Annotated in this window: 16 protein-coding genes; 11 read left to right on the top strand and 5 right to left on the bottom strand. The window is 72.8% G+C overall.

Features of this window, described 5'->3' with window-relative positions:
- Nucleotides 1-351: 351 nt before the first annotated feature.
- Both hflX and ACWDXC_RS16285 read right to left on the bottom strand, forming a co-directional pair.
- Nucleotides 352-1,764, bottom strand: coding sequence for a GTPase HflX (gene hflX, locus ACWDXC_RS16290; protein WP_219517763.1), 1,413 nt, complete (start codon nt 1,762-1,764; stop codon nt 352-354).
- A gap of 83 nt (nt 1,765-1,847) precedes the next feature.
- Nucleotides 1,848-2,537, bottom strand: a complete 690-nt coding sequence (locus ACWDXC_RS16285; protein WP_357585175.1) for a DUF4097 family beta strand repeat-containing protein — start codon at nt 2,535-2,537, stop codon at nt 1,848-1,850.
- A 144-nt stretch (nt 2,538-2,681) separates the two neighbouring features.
- Between ACWDXC_RS16285 and aceB the strand changes: the two genes are divergently transcribed.
- The 8 genes from aceB to ACWDXC_RS16245 are packed head-to-tail and all read left to right on the top strand — an operon-like array spanning nt 2,682 to nt 11,823.
- Nucleotides 2,682-4,259: a malate synthase A gene (aceB, locus tag ACWDXC_RS16280; protein ID WP_449982248.1), complete on the top strand. Its 1,578-nt coding sequence runs from the start codon at nt 2,682-2,684 to the stop codon at nt 4,257-4,259.
- Between the two features lie 29 nt (nt 4,260-4,288).
- Nucleotides 4,289-5,728, top strand: coding sequence for an FAD-linked oxidase C-terminal domain-containing protein (locus ACWDXC_RS16275; RefSeq protein WP_449982245.1), 1,440 nt, complete (start codon nt 4,289-4,291; stop codon nt 5,726-5,728).
- Complete coding sequence (locus tag ACWDXC_RS16270) at nt 5,728-6,936, top strand: FAD-binding oxidoreductase (RefSeq protein WP_449982242.1); 1,209 nt, start codon at nt 5,728-5,730, stop codon at nt 6,934-6,936. Before ACWDXC_RS16275 ends, ACWDXC_RS16270 begins: the two co-directional genes overlap by 1 nt.
- Nucleotide 6,937: 1 nt before the next feature.
- Complete coding sequence (locus ACWDXC_RS16265) at nt 6,938-8,140, top strand: (Fe-S)-binding protein (protein WP_449982239.1); 1,203 nt, start codon at nt 6,938-6,940, stop codon at nt 8,138-8,140.
- A gap of 2 nt (nt 8,141-8,142) precedes the next feature.
- Entirely contained in the window at nt 8,143-8,883 is a 741-nt protein-coding gene (locus tag ACWDXC_RS16260) for an IclR family transcriptional regulator (RefSeq protein WP_449983429.1), read from the top strand.
- Nucleotides 8,884-8,906: 23 nt separating this feature from the next.
- The gene (locus ACWDXC_RS16255; protein ID WP_449982236.1) at nt 8,907-9,644 is read left to right on the top strand and encodes an IclR family transcriptional regulator; all 738 of its coding nucleotides are present in this window, start codon (nt 8,907-8,909) and stop codon (nt 9,642-9,644) included.
- Between the two features lie 4 nt (nt 9,645-9,648).
- The gene (locus ACWDXC_RS16250) at nt 9,649-9,861 is read left to right on the top strand and encodes a DUF2277 domain-containing protein (protein WP_219517752.1); all 213 of its coding nucleotides are present in this window, start codon (nt 9,649-9,651) and stop codon (nt 9,859-9,861) included.
- A 60-nt stretch (nt 9,862-9,921) separates the two neighbouring features.
- On the top strand, nt 9,922-11,823 hold the full coding sequence (locus ACWDXC_RS16245; protein ID WP_375073708.1) for a hypothetical protein: 1,902 nt from the start codon (nt 9,922-9,924) through the stop codon (nt 11,821-11,823).
- Nucleotides 11,824-11,826: 3 nt separating this feature from the next.
- On the opposite strand, the gene ACWDXC_RS16240 is transcribed toward ACWDXC_RS16245, so the two are convergent.
- Nucleotides 11,827-12,273 carry a hypothetical protein gene (locus ACWDXC_RS16240; RefSeq protein ID WP_449982231.1) on the bottom strand — a complete coding sequence of 149 codons (447 nt, stop codon included), beginning with the start codon at nt 12,271-12,273 and terminating at the stop codon, nt 11,827-11,829.
- A gap of 93 nt (nt 12,274-12,366) precedes the next feature.
- Here ACWDXC_RS16240 and ACWDXC_RS16235 point away from each other — a divergent pair, with 93 nt between their 5' ends.
- Genes ACWDXC_RS16235 through ACWDXC_RS16225 form a run of 3 tightly spaced genes read left to right on the top strand, consistent with a single transcriptional unit; the run spans nt 12,367 to nt 14,642 of the window.
- Nucleotides 12,367-13,047: a response regulator transcription factor gene (locus ACWDXC_RS16235; RefSeq protein WP_449982228.1), complete on the top strand. Its 681-nt coding sequence runs from the start codon at nt 12,367-12,369 to the stop codon at nt 13,045-13,047.
- The gene (locus tag ACWDXC_RS16230) at nt 13,044-14,279 is read left to right on the top strand and encodes a sensor histidine kinase (RefSeq protein WP_219517747.1); all 1,236 of its coding nucleotides are present in this window, start codon (nt 13,044-13,046) and stop codon (nt 14,277-14,279) included. The genes ACWDXC_RS16235 and ACWDXC_RS16230 overlap by 4 nt, the downstream gene beginning before the upstream one ends.
- A gap of 36 nt (nt 14,280-14,315) precedes the next feature.
- Nucleotides 14,316-14,642: a PepSY domain-containing protein gene (locus ACWDXC_RS16225; protein WP_449982225.1), complete on the top strand. Its 327-nt coding sequence runs from the start codon at nt 14,316-14,318 to the stop codon at nt 14,640-14,642.
- Nucleotides 14,643-14,653: 11 nt separating this feature from the next.
- Here ACWDXC_RS16225 and ACWDXC_RS16220 read toward each other — a convergent pair whose 3' ends face one another.
- Entirely contained in the window at nt 14,654-15,040 is a 387-nt protein-coding gene (locus tag ACWDXC_RS16220) for a RidA family protein (RefSeq protein WP_449982222.1), read from the bottom strand.
- Between the two features lie 75 nt (nt 15,041-15,115).
- Nucleotides 15,116-15,778 carry an HNH endonuclease family protein gene (locus ACWDXC_RS16215; protein WP_449982220.1) on the bottom strand — a complete coding sequence of 221 codons (663 nt, stop codon included), beginning with the start codon at nt 15,776-15,778 and terminating at the stop codon, nt 15,116-15,118.
- Between the last annotated feature and the right edge of the window lie 33 nt (nt 15,779-15,811).

Here is a 15,811-nt window from a genome sequence, read left to right as displayed (position 1 = left end):
TCCGGGTCCGGACGACATGGGGGGTCTCCTGCTCTCATCCGCAAATGCTGTGCGGTGACCGTATCGCCGGACGCATGATCCGGCGATTTCAGTTCAGTTACGTTATTTCACAGGTGGGCTCGCTGTACAGGGTTATTCGGAAGAAAGCCCACTCATCCCAGCCGCCACTCAGCCCCGACCTCACACACAGGCCCCCGCGCGTGTCCAGAACCACAGCAGCCATCGTCGAAACCCGTGCTCTGTCTCAATTTCGTAAGGCTTGGCTCATCGTAGCAACACCAGCCGCTCGGGACCACTGCCGCTTTTGGGCAGCTCTGCGCCTTTTAAAGCGAGAGCTGCCCTGCCGTGCCTTTATGCGACACGTTCGACCGGCTTGCCGACCCGCTCCAGCTCCTGGAAGAGGCTGGGCAGCACGCGGGCGTGCAGGATCGAGCCGTCCTCGACGTGGTCGAGCGACAGCACCTCGCCCTCCTTGTGGACGCGCGAGATCAGGTCGCCGCGCTCGTACGGGATCAGCAGCGTGACCTCGTGGTCCAGGTGCGGCAGCCGGCGCTCGATGAGGCTCATCAGCTCCGGGATGCCGGCGCCCGTGCGGGCGGAGACCACGATGCTGTCGCGTTCGCGCCTGCTGATGCGGTCGAGCACCTCCTGGTCGGCGGCGTCGGCCTTGTTGATCACCACGATCTCGGGCACGTCGCTCGCGCCCTCGATCGTGGCGAAGACCTCGCGCACGGCGGCGAGCTGGCCCTCGGGGTCGGGGTGCGAACCGTCGACCACGTGCAGGATCAGGTCGGCGTCGGCGACCTCCTCCAGCGTGGACCGGAACGCCTCGACGAGCTGCGTCGGCAGGTGGCGCACGAACCCGACGGTGTCGGCGATCGTGAACACCCGGCCCTCGGGCGTGCGCGAGCGGCGCACGGTCGGGTCGAGGGTGGCGAACAGCGCGTCCTCCACCAGCACGCCCGCCCCGGTGACCCGGTTGAGCAGCGAGGACTTGCCCGCGTTGGTGTAGCCGGCGATGGCCACGGCGGGCACCTCGCGGCTCTGGCGGTGCTGGCGCATGGTGTCGCGGGCGGTCGACATGCCCTTGATCTGCCGGCGCAGCTTGGCCATCCGCTCGCGGATGCGGCGGCGGTCCAGCTCGATCTTCGTCTCACCGGGGCCGCGGCCGCCGATGCCGACGCCGCCGGCGGCACGGCCGCCGACCTGCCGGGACAGGTTGCCGCCCCAGCCGCGCAGGCGCGGCAGCAGGTACTGAAGCTGGGCAAGCTCGACCTGAGCCTTGCCCTCACGGCTGCTGGCGTGCTGGGCGAAGATGTCGAGGATCAGCGCGGTGCGGTCGATGACCTTCACCTTGACCGTCTCCTCGAGCTGGCGGAGCTGGCCGGGGCTCAGCTCGCCGTCGCAGATCACGGTGTCGGCGCCGGTCGACTCGACCACGTCGCGCAGCTCCAGCGCCTTGCCGGAGCCGATGTAGGTCGCGGGGTCGGGGAACTTGCGCCGCTGGATGAGGCCTTCGAGGACCTGGGAACCGGCGGTCTCGGCCAGGAGCTTGAGCTCCTGGAGTGAGTTCTCGGCGTCGGCGGCGGTGCCGGAGGTCCAGACGCCGACGAGGACGACCCGCTCGAGCCGCAGCTGGCGGTATTCGACTTCGGAGACGTCCTGGAGCTCGGTGGAGAGGCCCGCCACGCGGCGCAGGGCCTGCCGCTCCTCGAGGTCCATGTCGCCGGTCGCGAAGTCGTCGAGCTCGGAGTAATCGTGCATTCGTGTCATCTCTATTAGGGAACGTCTGGGCACCTCGGTGTCTTCCCCGATGGTGACACGACCTCACTCAAGTCATCACCTGGTTATCCCGGCAGCACGCTCACGTCGCCGGACCCGGAGGTGAGGTTGAGCTTGCGGGGGGAGGCGTCGTCGTCGTCGACGGAGACGGTGGCCTCGCCGGAGCCCACGTCGGCGGTCACGTCGTAGGCGCCGGCGGGCACCCGCAGGGTCACGTTGCCGGAGCCGGACTCCAGGTCGGCGCTGTCGGGGGCGCTGGCGTACTTGAGCTCGATCGCGCCCGAGCCGGCCTCGCCGGTGACGGTCTTGCCGGTCAGGCCGGAGGCGTCGATGTCGCCGGAGCCGGCGGTCAGGACGAGCGGGCCGCTCAGCGAGCGCAGCGTGATGTCGCCCGAGCCCGACTCCGCCTCGACCTTGAGCCCCTTGGGGACCTCGATGCGGTAGTCGACGCCACAGCTCCCCCAGCTCGGCTTGCAGTCGAAGCTCACGCGCAGGGTGTCGCCCTCGACGGCGTGCTCGGCCTGCGGCTTGTTGTCGCGCCAGCGCAGCGTCTCGACGACCCGGATGGCGCTGCCCCCGGTCTCGGTGATGACCGTGTCGCCGGACTCGCTCTTGACGTACAGCTTGGCCACCTTGTCGGTCACCTCGTAGGACACGGTGTCCTGGTGGGTGGGGCCGCCGAGCCCGCCGAGGCCGCATCCCGTCAACAGCAGCGCGGAGGCCAGCACGCCGCCCGCGATCGCGATCGTCTTCATGCCTCCGATCATGTCGCGGACGGGCGGCGCGGGCATCGGGGTTCCCCCCGGGACGACCCCTGCCTTTGACCTGCCGAACCCTCATGCTCTAGCGTCACTTTCATTATTCAGAACTTGGTTTCCACCATACGGAAAAGAGGAGCCATGGAGATCACCGGCCCGATGCACGACCGGTTCGACCAGATCCTCACGCCGGAGGCGCTCGGCTTCGTGACGGCGCTCCAGCGGGAGTTCGACCCCCGGCGCCTGGAGCTGCTCGCCGCGCGCCAGGCCAGGCAGGAGGAGCTGTCGGCGGGCGGCACCCTCGACTTCCTCCCGGAGACCAAGGAGGTCAGGGAGTCGGAGTGGCGGGTCGCGCCGCCGGCGCCCGGCCTGGAGGACCGGCGGGTCGAGATCACCGGGCCGGTCGACCGCAAGATGACCATCAACGCGCTCAACTCCGGCGCCAAGGTGTGGCTGGCCGACTTCGAGGACGCCAACTCCCCCCTGTGGGACAACTGCGTCAGCGGCCACCTCAACCTGCGCGACGCGCTCGACCGCACGATCGACTTCGAGACCGGCGGCAAGACGTACGCGCTCAAGCCCGACGAGGAGCTGGCCACCGTCGTGGTGCGGCCGCGCGGCTGGCACCTGGACGAGAAGCACGCGCTGGTCGACGGGCGGCCGGTGGCGGCCTCGCTGTTCGACTTCGGCCTCTACTTCTTCCACTGCGCCCAGCGGCAGCTCGACAAGGGCCGCGGCCCGTACTTCTACCTGGCCAAGCTGGAGTCGCACCTGGAGGCGCGGCTGTGGAACGAGGTGTTCGTCCGCGCCCAGGAGCTGCTCGGCATCCCGCAGGGCACGATCCGGGCGACGGTGCTCATCGAGACGTACCCGGCCGCGTTCGAGATGGAGGAGATCCTGTACGAGCTCCGCGACCACTCGGCCGGGCTCAACGCGGGGCGCTGGGACTACCTGTTCAGCGTGATCAAGAAGTTCCGCACCCGGGGCCGGGAGTTCCTGCTGCCCGAGCGCAACGCGGTGACGATGACGGCGCCGTTCATGCGCGCCTACACCGAGCTGCTGGTGCGCACCTGCCACAAGCGCGGCGCGCACGCGATCGGAGGGATGGCGGCGTTCATCCCGTCGCGGCGTGACCCGGAGGTCAACGCGACGGCGCTGGAGAAGGTGCGCGCGGACAAGACGCGGGAGTCGGGCGACGGGTTCGACGGCTCGTGGGTGGCACACCCTGACCTGGTGCCGATCTGCCGTGAGGTGTTCGACGGCGTGCTGGGCTCGCGGCCCAACCAGATCGACCGGCTGCGCGAGGACGTGTCGGTGTCGGCGGCCGACCTGCTGGCGGTCTCCGAGACGCCGGGCGACATCACCGAGGCGGGGCTGCGCAACAACGTGGACGTGGCGCTGCGCTACCTGGCCGCGTGGATGGGCGGGCTGGGCGCGGTGGCGATCCACAACCTGATGGAGGACGCGGCCACGGCGGAGATCTCCCGTTCGCAGATCTGGCAGTGGATCCACAACGGCATCACGCTGGCCGACACGGGCGAGACCGTGACGAAGGAGCTGGTGGAGCGCATCATCGGCGAGGAGCTGGCGAAGGCCGCCGCCGAGCCGGGCTACGACGAGGAGCTGTTCGGCCAGGCGACGGCGTTGTTCAAGGAGGTGGCGCTGGACGACGACTTCGCCGAGTTCCTGACGCTTCCGGCATACGCCCGCATGCCGTAAATATCCTGATATAGAGAGCAGGTGAGGCCATGCTGGATAAGCTGACGGCGGCGCTGGCCGACATATTGCCCGCCGATTCGGTGATAACCGACCCGGTCCGGCTGCGTACCTACGAGTGTGACGGCCTCACCTACCATCGTGCGACCCCCGGCGTGGTCGTGCTGCCCGAGACCGCCGAGCAGGTGGCGGCGGTGGTCAGGCTGTGCCGGGAGGCCGGCGTGCCGTTCGTGGCGCGCGGCTCCGGCACCGGCCTGTCCGGCGGCGCGCTGCCCCGCGAGGACGGGGTGCTCATCGTGACCTCGAAGATGCGGCGCATCCTGGAGATCGACCTGCCCGACCGCCGGGCCGTGGTCGAGCCGGGGGTGACCAACCTGGCGATCACCGAGGCGGTGCGCGACCAGGGCTACTACTACGCGCCCGACCCGTCCAGCCAGCAGATCTGCTCGATCGGCGGCAACGTGGCGGAGAACTCGGGCGGCGCCCACGGCCTGAAGTACGGCTTCACCGTCAACCACGTGGAGGCGTGCGAGATCGTCACCCCGGACGGCGACCTGGTGACGCTGGACCGGATGGACCCGGGCTACGACCTGCTGGGCGCGTTCGTCGGCTCGGAGGGCACGCTCGGCATCGCCACCAAGATCACGGTACGGCTGAGCCGCGCCCCCGAGGCGGTCACCACGGTGCTGGCGGCGTTCGAGAGCATCGAGCGGGGCGGCGAGGCCGTGTCGGCCATCATCGGCGCCGGGATCGTGCCCGCGGCGATCGAGATGATGGACGCGCTGGCCATCGAGGCGGCCGAGGCGGCGGTGGCCTGCGACTACCCGCGCGGCGCCGGCGCGGTGCTGATCGTGGAGCTGGACGGGCCCGCGCAGGAGGTCGAGCGGCAGTTCGCGCAGCTCCGGGAGATCTGCTCGGGCGCGTTCGAGCTGCGGGTGGCGGCCGGGGCCGAGGAGCGGGCGGCGATCTGGAAGGGCCGCAAGTCGGCGTTCGCGGCCGTCGGCCGGATCAGCCCGGCCTACATCGTGCAGGACGGGGTGGTGCCGCGCACCGCGCTCCCCCGGGTGCTGGCGGAGATCGACAGGCTGTCGGCCGAGCACGGGATCAGGGTGGCCAACGTCTTCCACGCGGGCGACGGCAACCTGCATCCGCTGGTGCTGTTCGACGACGCCGAGCCGGGGGCGGGCGAGCGGGCCGAGACGGTGTCGGGCGCGATCCTCGACCTGTGCATCGCGCACGGCGGCTCGATCACCGGCGAGCACGGCGTGGGCGTCGACAAGGCCAAGCACATGCCGCGGATGTTCTCGCCCGACGACCTCGACACGATGCAGCTCGTCCGCTGCGCGTTCGACCCGGCCGGGCTGTCCAACCCGGGCAAGGTGTTCCCCACGCCGCGGCTCTGCGGCGAGGTGCCCGGCGTGCGCAAGGGCGCGCATCCGCTGGTGGAGTCCGGGAAGGCGGAGCAGTTCTGATGCTGGAGACGGGCGTGACGGTCAGGGACCCCGGGCCGGACGACGCGGTCCTGGGGATGCTGCCGCGCCGCGTGGCGCTGCCTGAGAGCGTCGAGGAGGTGGCGGAGGTCCTGCGCGCGTGCGCCCGCGACGACCTGGCGGTGGTGCCCGTGGGCGGCGGCACCAAGCTGCACTGGGGCCCGCGGCCGGAGCGCTTCGACGTGCTGCTCGACCTGTGCTGCCTGAACCGGGTGGTCGAGCACGCGGCCGGCGACCTGGTGGTGCGCGCGCAGGCCGGGGTGACGATGGGGGCGCTGGCCGGGGCGCTGGCCGCCGAGGGGCAGGAGCTGGCCCTGGACGCGCCGTTCCCCGACGCCACCGTGGGCGGCACGCTGGCCACGGCCGTGGCCGGGCCGCGCGCGTTCCGCTACGGCACGGCCCGCGACCTGCTCATCGGCGTCACGGTCGTGCTGGCCGACGGCACGGTGGCGAGGTCCGGCGGCAAGGTCGTCAAGAACGTCGCCGGCTACGACCTGGGCAAGCTGTTCACCGGCTCGCACGGCACGCTCGGCGTGATCGCGGAGGCGGCGTTCCGGCTGCATCCGCTGCCCGCCGACCGGCGCTGGATCGTGGCCGTCGCCGACCCGCCCGGCATGGCCGAGCGCGGGCCGTGCCGGGTCCGGGAGCTGGCCGCGACGCTGGCGGCCTCGCAGGCCGAGCCGAGCGCGGTCGAGCTCGACTGGCCGCACGGGCAGGGGCCGATCTGGATGAGCGTGCTGGTCGAGGGGGCCGCCGCGGCGCAGCGGGCCGAGGCGCTGGCCGCGCTCATGGGCGACGCGCTGCGCTCGGTGCGCGAGGAGCCGCCGCCGCAGTGGGGCGCGATCGTGCGGGACGAGGTGCTGGCCGAGGTGCGTTTCCGGCCGTCCAGGCTGACCGGCGTGCTGGACGCGGTGCACTACAGCGGGTTCTCGCTGCGCGGGTCGGCGGTGTCGGGCCGGATGTGGCTGGAGCTGTGGGACGACCCCGGCGAGGACAAGACGGTCACCGCGCTGCGCGGGCTGCGCGAGCGGCTGACGGCGCTGGGCGCGCGGATGACCGTGCTGGCGACGCCGTACGAGGGCGTGGACCGGTGGGGCGAGGTGAGCTCGCTGCCGCTGATGCGGCGGGTGAAGGAACGGTTCGACCCGGGGCGCAGGATGTCTCCCGGGCGGTTCGCAGGAGGGCTCTGACGTGGACCCGAAGCTGATCAACGACTGTGTGCACTGCGGGTTCTGCCTGCCGACCTGCCCGACGTACGTGCTGTGGGGCGAGGAGATGGACTCGCCGCGCGGCCGCATCCACCTGATGAAGCAGCACGTCGAGGGGACTCCGGTCACGCCGGAGATGGCCGGGCACTTCGACGCCTGCCTGGGCTGCATGGCGTGCGTGACCGCGTGCCCGTCGGGGGTCCGCTACGACCGGCTGATCGAGCGGACCAGGGCCGAGGTGGAGCGCACGCACGTGCGCGACCCGCGCGACCGGGCGGTGCGCGGGCTGGTGTTCGGGCTGTTCCCCTACCCGCGCAGGCTGCGGCTGCTGCGCCCGGGGCTGGGGATCGCGCGGCGGCTGGCGCCGTTCCTGGCGCGGGCGCACCCGGGCCTGGGGGCGATGGCCGGGCTCGCGCCCGAGGTGGCGCGGCGGCAGCGGCTGCCCCGGCTGGTGCGCGCCCGGGGTCCGCGCCGGGCGGTGGTCGGCATGCTCACCGGGTGCGTGCAGGGCGAGTTCTTCCCGCAGGTGAACGCCGCCACGGCGCGGGTGCTGGCGCTGGAGGGCTGCGACGTGATCGTCCCGGCCGGGCAGGGCTGCTGCGGGGCGCTCAGCGTGCACTCCGGGCGGCGCGACCAGGCCAGGCGGCTGGCCCGCCGGACCGTCCGCGCGTTCCGGAGGGCGGGGGTCGAGACGGTCGTGGTCAACGCCGCCGGGTGCGGGTCGACGATGAAGGAGTACGGCGACCTGCTCGGCGAGGAGCTGGGCTTCCGGGTCGTGGACCTGTCGGAGTGGCTGGCCGAGCTGGGGCCGGCGGCCGAGCGCCATCCGCTGCCGGTCACCGTGGCCTACCACGACGCCTGCCATCTGGCCCACGCCCAGGGCGTGCGGGCGCAGCCGCGCGAGCTGCTGCGCGGCATCCCGGGGCTGGAGCTGCGCGAGGTGCCCGACTCGGCCGTCTGCTGCGGGTCGGCGGGCACGTACAACATCTTCCAGCCGGAGGCGGCGCGCGACCTCGGCGACCGCAAGGCCAAGGCGGTCGGGTCGACGGGCGCGGAGCTGCTGGTGTCGGCGAACCCGGGGTGCACGATGCAGATCGCGGCGGCGATGCGGCGCGAAGGCGCCGCGATCAGGGTGGCGCACACCGCCGAGGTGCTCGACGCGTCGCTGCGCGGGGTGGGCCTGTGAGCGTGCAGTCGGTCGAGCGGGCGCTCGACGTGCTGGAGGCGCTGGCCGAGCACGGCGGCGAGGCCGGGCTGTCGGAGATCGCGGCCAGGACCGGGCTGCCCTACGGAACGATCCACCGGCTGCTGCAGACGCTGCTGGCGCGCGGCTACGTGCGTCAGGAGTCCGACCGGCGCTACGCGCTCGGCGGCGGGCTGGTGCGGCTCGGCGGCGTGGCCGAGAGCATGGTGGCCGTGTGGGCGCAGCCGTACCTGGCGCGGCTGGTCGAGCTGTCGGGCGAGACGGCGAACCTGGCGGTGCTGGAGGGCGACTTCATCGTCTACGTGGCTCAGGTGCCCTCGCCGCGCAGGCTGCGGATGTTCGCCGAGGTCGGGCGGCGGGTGCTGCCGCACAGCACGGCCGTGGGCAAGGTGCTGCTGGCCTGGCGGCCCGGCGGCGACGCGGTGACCGTGTTCGAGCGGACCGGCATGCCCAGGCGCACCCCCAACACGATCACCGACATCCAGTCGATGCTGGCCGAGCTGGGCCAGGTGAGGTCCCGGGGCTACGCGATGGACCTCGGCGAGGAGGAGCTGGGCGTGCACTGCCTGGCCGTGCCGGTGCTCGACGGGGACCGGGTGGTGGCCGCGATGTCGGTGTCGGGCCCGGCCGAGCGGATCGGCGCACTGGACCGGGGCGAGCTGGCCGAGGGCATGCGCGGCATCGCCCGTGACTTCGCGGCGGAGCTGAGCCCGGCCGCCCGGTAGCCGGCGGGGTAAGGTGTTGCGCCATGAGCAACGGCTCGGTGCAGTCGGTCGATCGGGCCATCGCGATCCTGGAGATCCTGGCCCGCGACGGCGCGAGCCGGGTGACCGACCTGGCGGCCGAGCTCGACGTGCACAAGTCCACCGCGTTCCGGCTGCTGGCCGCCCTGGAGCAGGGCGGGCTCGTCGAGCAGAGCGGCGACCGGGGCCGCTACCGGCTCGGGTTCGGCGTGGTGCGGCTGGCCGGCGCCGCGACCGCCCAGCTCGACCTGGCCAAGGAGAGCCGCGAGGTGTGCCTGCGGCTGGCCGGGGAGCTCGGCGAGACCGTCAACGTCGCGGTGCCGCGTGACGGGTTCGCGGTCAACATCAGCCAGGTGCGCGGCCCTTCGGCGATCAGCGGGCACAACTGGGTCGGCCAGCGCACCCCCGCCCACGCGACCTCCAGCGGCAAGGTGCTGCTGGCGTTCGGCGCGCTCGCGCTGCCCGAGGTGCTCGACCGGTTCACGCCGCTGACCATCACCGACGCGCGGCTGCTCGGGCTGGCCGAGATCAGGCGGCGCGGCTGGGCCTTCACCGTCGAGGAGCTGGAGCTGGGGCTGAACGCGGTGGCCGCGCCCGTGCGGGGCGGCGACGGCGCTGTGGTGGCGGCGGTGAGCGTCTCCGGGCCCTCCTACCGGCTGACGCCGCAGCGGCTGCCCGAGGTGGGCGAGGTCATGGCCGGCGGCGCGAGGGAGATAAGCCAGCGGATCGGCCATTACCGTTGAAAGCATGTGCCGAAGCATCAAGACCCTGCGCCCGCCCTACACCGAGGACGTGACCGAGGAGGACGTGCGGGCCGCCGCCCTGCAGTACGTCAGGAAGATCTCGGGCTTCCGCGCCCCCGCCGCCCACAACGCCGAGGCGTTCGACCGGGCCGTCGAGACGATCACCCGCGCCTCGGAGGAGCTGCTGGCGGCATTGCAGGTTCGCGGAAGCCGTTGACAGGCCCGGCCCGCCGGAGAAGTGTCCCCGGTGTAACCACACCGACTGCAGGGGGCCGCGATGATCAGCGGGCTTTACCAGGGGCAGGACGGCGACTCGCGGCTGGAGCTGCGCGTGGACGTCGACGGGACCAGGCCGACCGGGCGCGTCAGCGGTGACCTGTTCACCGTCTCCGGCGCCACGACGGGCTACACGGGCTCGTTCGTTGTGCACGCGCCGGCCGTGACGGCGGGGGCCGTCGAGGGGCGCGGGGCGTTCACGTACGAGACCGGCGATCAGGACGTGCGCGTCACGATCTCCGGCGAATCGGGCACCGCGCGGGTGGCGGGGCGCACCTACCCGATCACGTTCGTCTCGCGCCACTTCCGCAAGGTCCTGCTGGAGCAGGACTCCGTCGCCGGGGCCGTGCCGTTCGTCAGCTACGACACCGGCTCGCTGCCGGGGCCCGCCGGGTCGCCCGCGCGCGAGCTGAGCGTCGCCGCCGCGTGGGCGGAGGCGGGCATCGAGCTGACCGTGGCCGAGCCGGGCGTCATCCCGGTCGACGGCGCGGGCGCCGACCTGGCGTGGGACGACGCCGAGCTGCACCACGCGATGACGCAGCAGTTCAGCAGGTTCGGCGACGCGGCGGCCTGGCGGGTGTGGCTGCTGGTGGCCAGCAAGCACGTCGGCGGCTACCGGGGCATCATGTTCGACTACGGCGACGCCCACCAGCGGCAGGGCGCCGCCGTCTTCCACGACGCGATCAAGGGCGACTCGCCGCAGGCGCAGCGCGCCATGCTCAGGACGTACGTGCACGAGCTCGGGCACGCCTTCAACCTGCTGCACTCCTGGCAGAAGAACCTGGCCACGCCGCCCCAGCCGCTCGGCCCCTCAGGCGGCTTCGGCGACCTGTCGTGGATGAACTACGTGCAGAACTACCAGCCGGGCGGCGAGGCCGGCTACTGGGCGGCGTTCCCGTTCCAGTTCACCGACTCCGAGCTGGTGCACCTGCGCCACGGCTTCTACCGGGACGTGGTCATGGGCGGCGGCGCGTTCGGCAGCGGCGCGGCCGAGCCGGCCCCGTTCGAGCAGCCGGTCGAGGACCTGTCGGGGCTGGCGCTGGAGCTGCGGGCCAAGGAGTCGTTCGGGTTCGGCGAGCCGGTCGTGGTCGAGCTGCGGCTGTCGTGCACCGGCGAGCCGCGCACCACGCACGGCCACCTGCATCCCGACACCGAGTTCACCCAGGTGACGATCACCCAGCCGGGCGGCAGGACCGTGCTGTACCGGCCGATGATGCGCCACTGCGTCGACAGCTCGCCGCGGATCCGGCTCGACGCGGGCAACCCGGCCATGTACCGCAGCGCGTACATCGGGCACGGCCGCGACGGGCACTACTTCCAGCAGCCCGGCGAGTATCACGTCAGGGCCCAGTACGTGGCCGCGGACGGCTCCCGCGTCGTCTCGCCCCCGTGCCTGGTCCGGGTGCGCCGGCCGGTCGGCGACGACGACCACCGGGTGGCCGAGCTGATGCTGGGCGAGGAGCAGGGCCAGCTGTTCTCGCTGCTCGGCTCCGACTCCCCGGCGCTGCGCTCCGGCAACCTGGCGCTGGAGGAGGTCATCGACCGCTACGGCGGGCATCCGCTGTCGGTGTACGCCCGGCTGGTCAAGGGGCTGAACGCCGAGCGCGGCTTCAAGGCGCTGACGCCCGGCAACCGGCTGCGGGTCCGGCCGCCGGACGCCAAGCAGGGCGTCGAGCAGCTCGCCGAGGTGGCCAGGATGGGCGGCATCGACAACATCACACTCAACCTGGTGATGCGGCGGCTGGCCCGGGCCGAGGCGCGGCAGGGCGAGCTGCGCAAGGCGCACGCGGTGATGGACGCGATGGTCGCGACGTTCGCCGCCAAGGGTCTCAATCCCATCGTCATGGGGCAGATCAGGCGGCAGGCGGAGCTGACGAAGTCGGCGCTCAGCGCCGAGGCGTGAGAGCTAGCCGGTCAGCGTGACCGGCCGGCCGCCGCGGCAGCCGATGGTCAGCTCGACGTCCTCGCCCTCGTCGGCCTCGAACTCCACCTGGACCTCGAGGGCGGGGCCCGGCTCCACGCCGTCGACCGAGTAGCCCTGCGCCGGGCTCCAGGACCGCAGGGTCGCCCGGTCGCCGTCGCAGGAGGCGATCACGGTGCCGCCGGGGCTGCGGACGAACTCACCGCCCTGCGAGGAGGGCTGGGCGGACGGGCCGGACGAGGGGGTCGCGGGCGGCGCCGGCGTAGCCGGCTGCCGGGCCGACGCGGTGGCGAGCGCGGCGCGGGCCTCGTCCTGCGTCATGACCTCGCCGGACGAGCCCGTCAGCGCGCCGCCGACCAGGCCGAGCACCGCCACGGCCGCGCCCGTCGCGGCCACCGCGGTGGCCGCCCAGGCCAGGACGAGTCTCTTCACCCCGCCACCTTCCCCCCTGTACGGCTAAGCCCAGGTTAAGACCGCGATAACAGGCGACGTCACAACACCGCCGACCGTCTACCGTTTCCGTATATGGCTGACATCCTGCTCATCGAGGACGACGTGACGATCCGCACCGCGCTGAGCCGGGGCCTGCGGGATCTCGGCCACGCCGTGTCCTCCTCCCCCACGGCGCTCGACGGGCTGCGGCTGGCCGTCCAGGACCGCCCCGACCTGATCGTGCTCGACCTGGGGCTGCCCGACCTGGACGGGGCCGAGCTGCTGCGCATGCTGCGCGCGGTGAGCAGGGTGCCGGTGATCGTGGCGACCGCCCGCGACGGCGACGCCGAGATGGTGCCGGTGCTGGACGCGGGCGCCGACGACTACGTGGTCAAGCCGTACAGCGCCGCGCAGCTCGACGCGCGGATCAGGGCCGTGCTGCGGCGGGCCGGCGACGCGACGCCGGAGGAGCCGCTGCGGGTGGGCGGGCTGCTGGTGGACCCCAGGGCGCGTGAGGCCCGGCTGGACGGGGCCACGCTGGACCTGACGCCGCGCGAGTTCGACGTGCTGCACTACCTGGCGGCGCGGGCCGGCGAGGTGGTCACCAAGCGTGAGCTGCTGACCGAGGTGTGGCAGCTCCCGTACGGCGGCGCCGACAAGACCGTGGACGTCCACCTGTCGTGGCTGCGTAGGAAGCTCGGCGAGACCGCCTCCGAGCCACGCTACCTGCACACGGTGCGCGGCGTCGGCGTGAAGCTGGTCGGCCCGTCGTGAGGCGCTGGCTGGCGCTGCTGGTGGCGGCCACCACGTCGCTGGTGCTGGTCGCGCTGCTGGTGCCGATGGCGCTGCTGATCCGCGCCGTCGCCGAGAACGGCGCGACGAGCCGCGCCACCACGGCCGCCGAGTCGGTCGCCGTCGCGGTCGGCACGCCGGAGCTGTCGCTGGCGCTGGAGCAGGTGGCGCGGCCGGTCACGGTGTTCCTGCCGGACGGCGGGCGGCTCGGGGAGAAGGCCGAGCGCTCCGCCGCGGTCCGGCTGGCGGCGACGGGCCGCAGCGTCACCGCCGAGTGCGACGACGGCGGCCGGGAGGTGCTGGTCGCCGTGCAGTCACCGGACGGCACGGTGGTGATCCGGGTGTACGTGAGCGAGGACGAGCTGTGGCGCGGCGTGCGCGAGGCGTGGCTGGCGCTGCTCGGGCTCGGGCTCGCGCTGGTCGTGCTGGGCATCGCGCTGGCCGACCGGCTGGCGCTGGCCGTCACCCGGCCGGTCGACGGGCTGGCGCGCGTGTCGCACCGGCTCGCGGGCGGCGACCTGGAGGCGCGGGCCGAGCCCGGCGGGCCGCCCGAGGTGCGCTCGGTCGCGCTCGCGCTCAACCACCTGGCCGGGCGGATCGGTGACCTGCTCGCCGCCGAACGCGAGTCGGTCGCCGACCTGTCGCACCGGCTGCGCACGCCGCTGACGGGGCTGCGGCTGGACGCCGAGTCGCTGCGCGACCCGGAGGAGGCCGCCCGCATCGGCGCCCGCGTCGACGCGCTGGAGCGGGCCGTCAGCGCCGTCATCACCGACGCCCGCCGCCGCTCCGCCGGGCGCGAGAGCTGCGACGCCACGGCCGTGGTGGACGAGCGGGTGCGGTTCTGGTCCGTGCTGGCCGAGGACCAGGGCCGCGCGGTCACGGTCGCGCTGCCCGAGGGCGAGCTGCCGGTCGCCGTCGGCGGCGAGGCCCTGGCCGCCGCCGTGGACGCCCTGCTCGGCAACGTCTTCGCGCACACCCCCGAGGGCGTGTCGTTCACCGTACGGCTCGCGCCCCACCCCTCCGGGGCCGTGCTGACCGTCAGCGACGACGGCCCCGGCTTCGACCCCGCCCTGCTCGCGCGGGGCACCAGCGGCGCCGGCTCGACCGGGCTCGGCCTGGACATCGCCCGCCGCACCGCCGAGTCCTGCGGCGGGCGCCTGACCGTCTCCTCCCACGGCGGCGCCATCGTGGAGATGGTGTTAACTCGTCCTTAGCGCGCGTTTACCGTCGTTCGCGGTTTCGTCTTGGGTATGCACATCACCAAGAAGATCATCGTTGCCAGCGGGGTCACCATGGCCCTCGTCGCCGGCGGGTCCGCCGCCTTCGCCGCCGTCAACCGGCCCGCCCCCAAGGTGAGCGCCGAGCAGGCGATCCGGCTCGCCCAGAAGCAGGTGCCCGGCTCCTGGGTGTGCGAGGTCGACTTCGACCGGCGCGGCACCCGCCCCGACGTGTGGGAGGTCAAGGTCGTGAAGGGCGACGTCGCGCACGAGCTCGACATCGACGCGGCCACCGGCAAGCTCCTCCACGAGGAGACCGACCGCGTCGACGACGACGGCGACCGGGACGACGACGACTGAGCCTCCGTCGCTCAGCCCGCCGCCACCACCTCGATCTCCACCAGCCAGTCGCCGGCCAGCGTCTGCGCCACGATCGCCGTGGTGGGCACCCGGCGTCCGCCCAGGGCGGCCATCCTGGCCCTGGCGTTCGCCTCGGCGTAGCCGGGGTCACGCAGGTAGCTCGTCAACCGCACGATGTCGTCCACCCCCATCCCCGCCGCCGCGAGGATCGCCCGCAGATTCGCCCAGACGAGCTCCAGCTGCTCGTCCAGCGTGGCCCCGGCGACGCCGTCGCGGTCCAGGCCCATCGTCCCCGCGACGAACAGGAACCGGGACGGATCACGCACCTCGATCGCGTGCGCGTAGTCGTCGGTGGCGGCGTAGACGCCCTCGGCCGGGTCGTGCACGATCAGCTCCATGCCGGCCATCGTGTCCCCTCGGACGGCCCGGCCCCAGAGCCAATCCGCCCCGATTGGTCCCCTCCCGGCCCGGGGTCAGCAGGAGGACAGGACACCCTTCATCGCGTCCTTCTCCGCCGCCGTGACCCACAGCTCGTACTTGGCCTTCACCTCGATCTGCCGGGCGATGTACGCGCACCGGTACGACTTGCGCGGCGGCAGCCAGGTCGCCGCGTCGGAGTCGCTCTTCTGACCGTTGAGCGGGCCGTCGACCGCGAGCAGGTTCAGCGGGTCGTTGGCGAACTCCTTGCGCTTGGTCTCCGACCACTTCTGGGCGCCCTTCTGCCAGGCGTCCGACAGCGGGATCAGGTGGTCGATCTGCACCTCGGAGCTGGTGTCCTGGCCGCGCCTGAACTCGATCCGCTTGCCGCTGTAGGGGTCGTCGAGGATGCCCGTGAGCACGACGCAGTCGTGGGTGCCCTTCTTGAACGTCTCCTCGCGCAGGTCGCGCTTGAGGATGTCGTTGCGCGTGTCGCAGCCGTTGTGGTCGACGTCGGCCCACGCCGGGCCGAACTCGTCACGGTCGAACCCCGTCTTCGGCGCCCGGCCCTTGACCACCAGGTCGTCCAGCTTCTTGCGCGCCTCGCCGACGTCGGCCGCGTCCCCCTTGGCGGCCTTGCCGGAATCGGGGGTGAGGCTCGACCCCAGCTCCCCGCAGCCCGTCACCGTCATCGCGACAGCCAGCGCCGCCGCGGCCATTCTCGCCCGTCCCCGCACGTTTGCCCCCAGACT

It is taken from the genome of Nonomuraea sp. NPDC003214 (assembly GCF_053590035.1).
The sequence above is the reverse complement of the archived record's forward strand: the minus strand, read 5'-3'. Positions and strand labels throughout refer to the sequence as shown.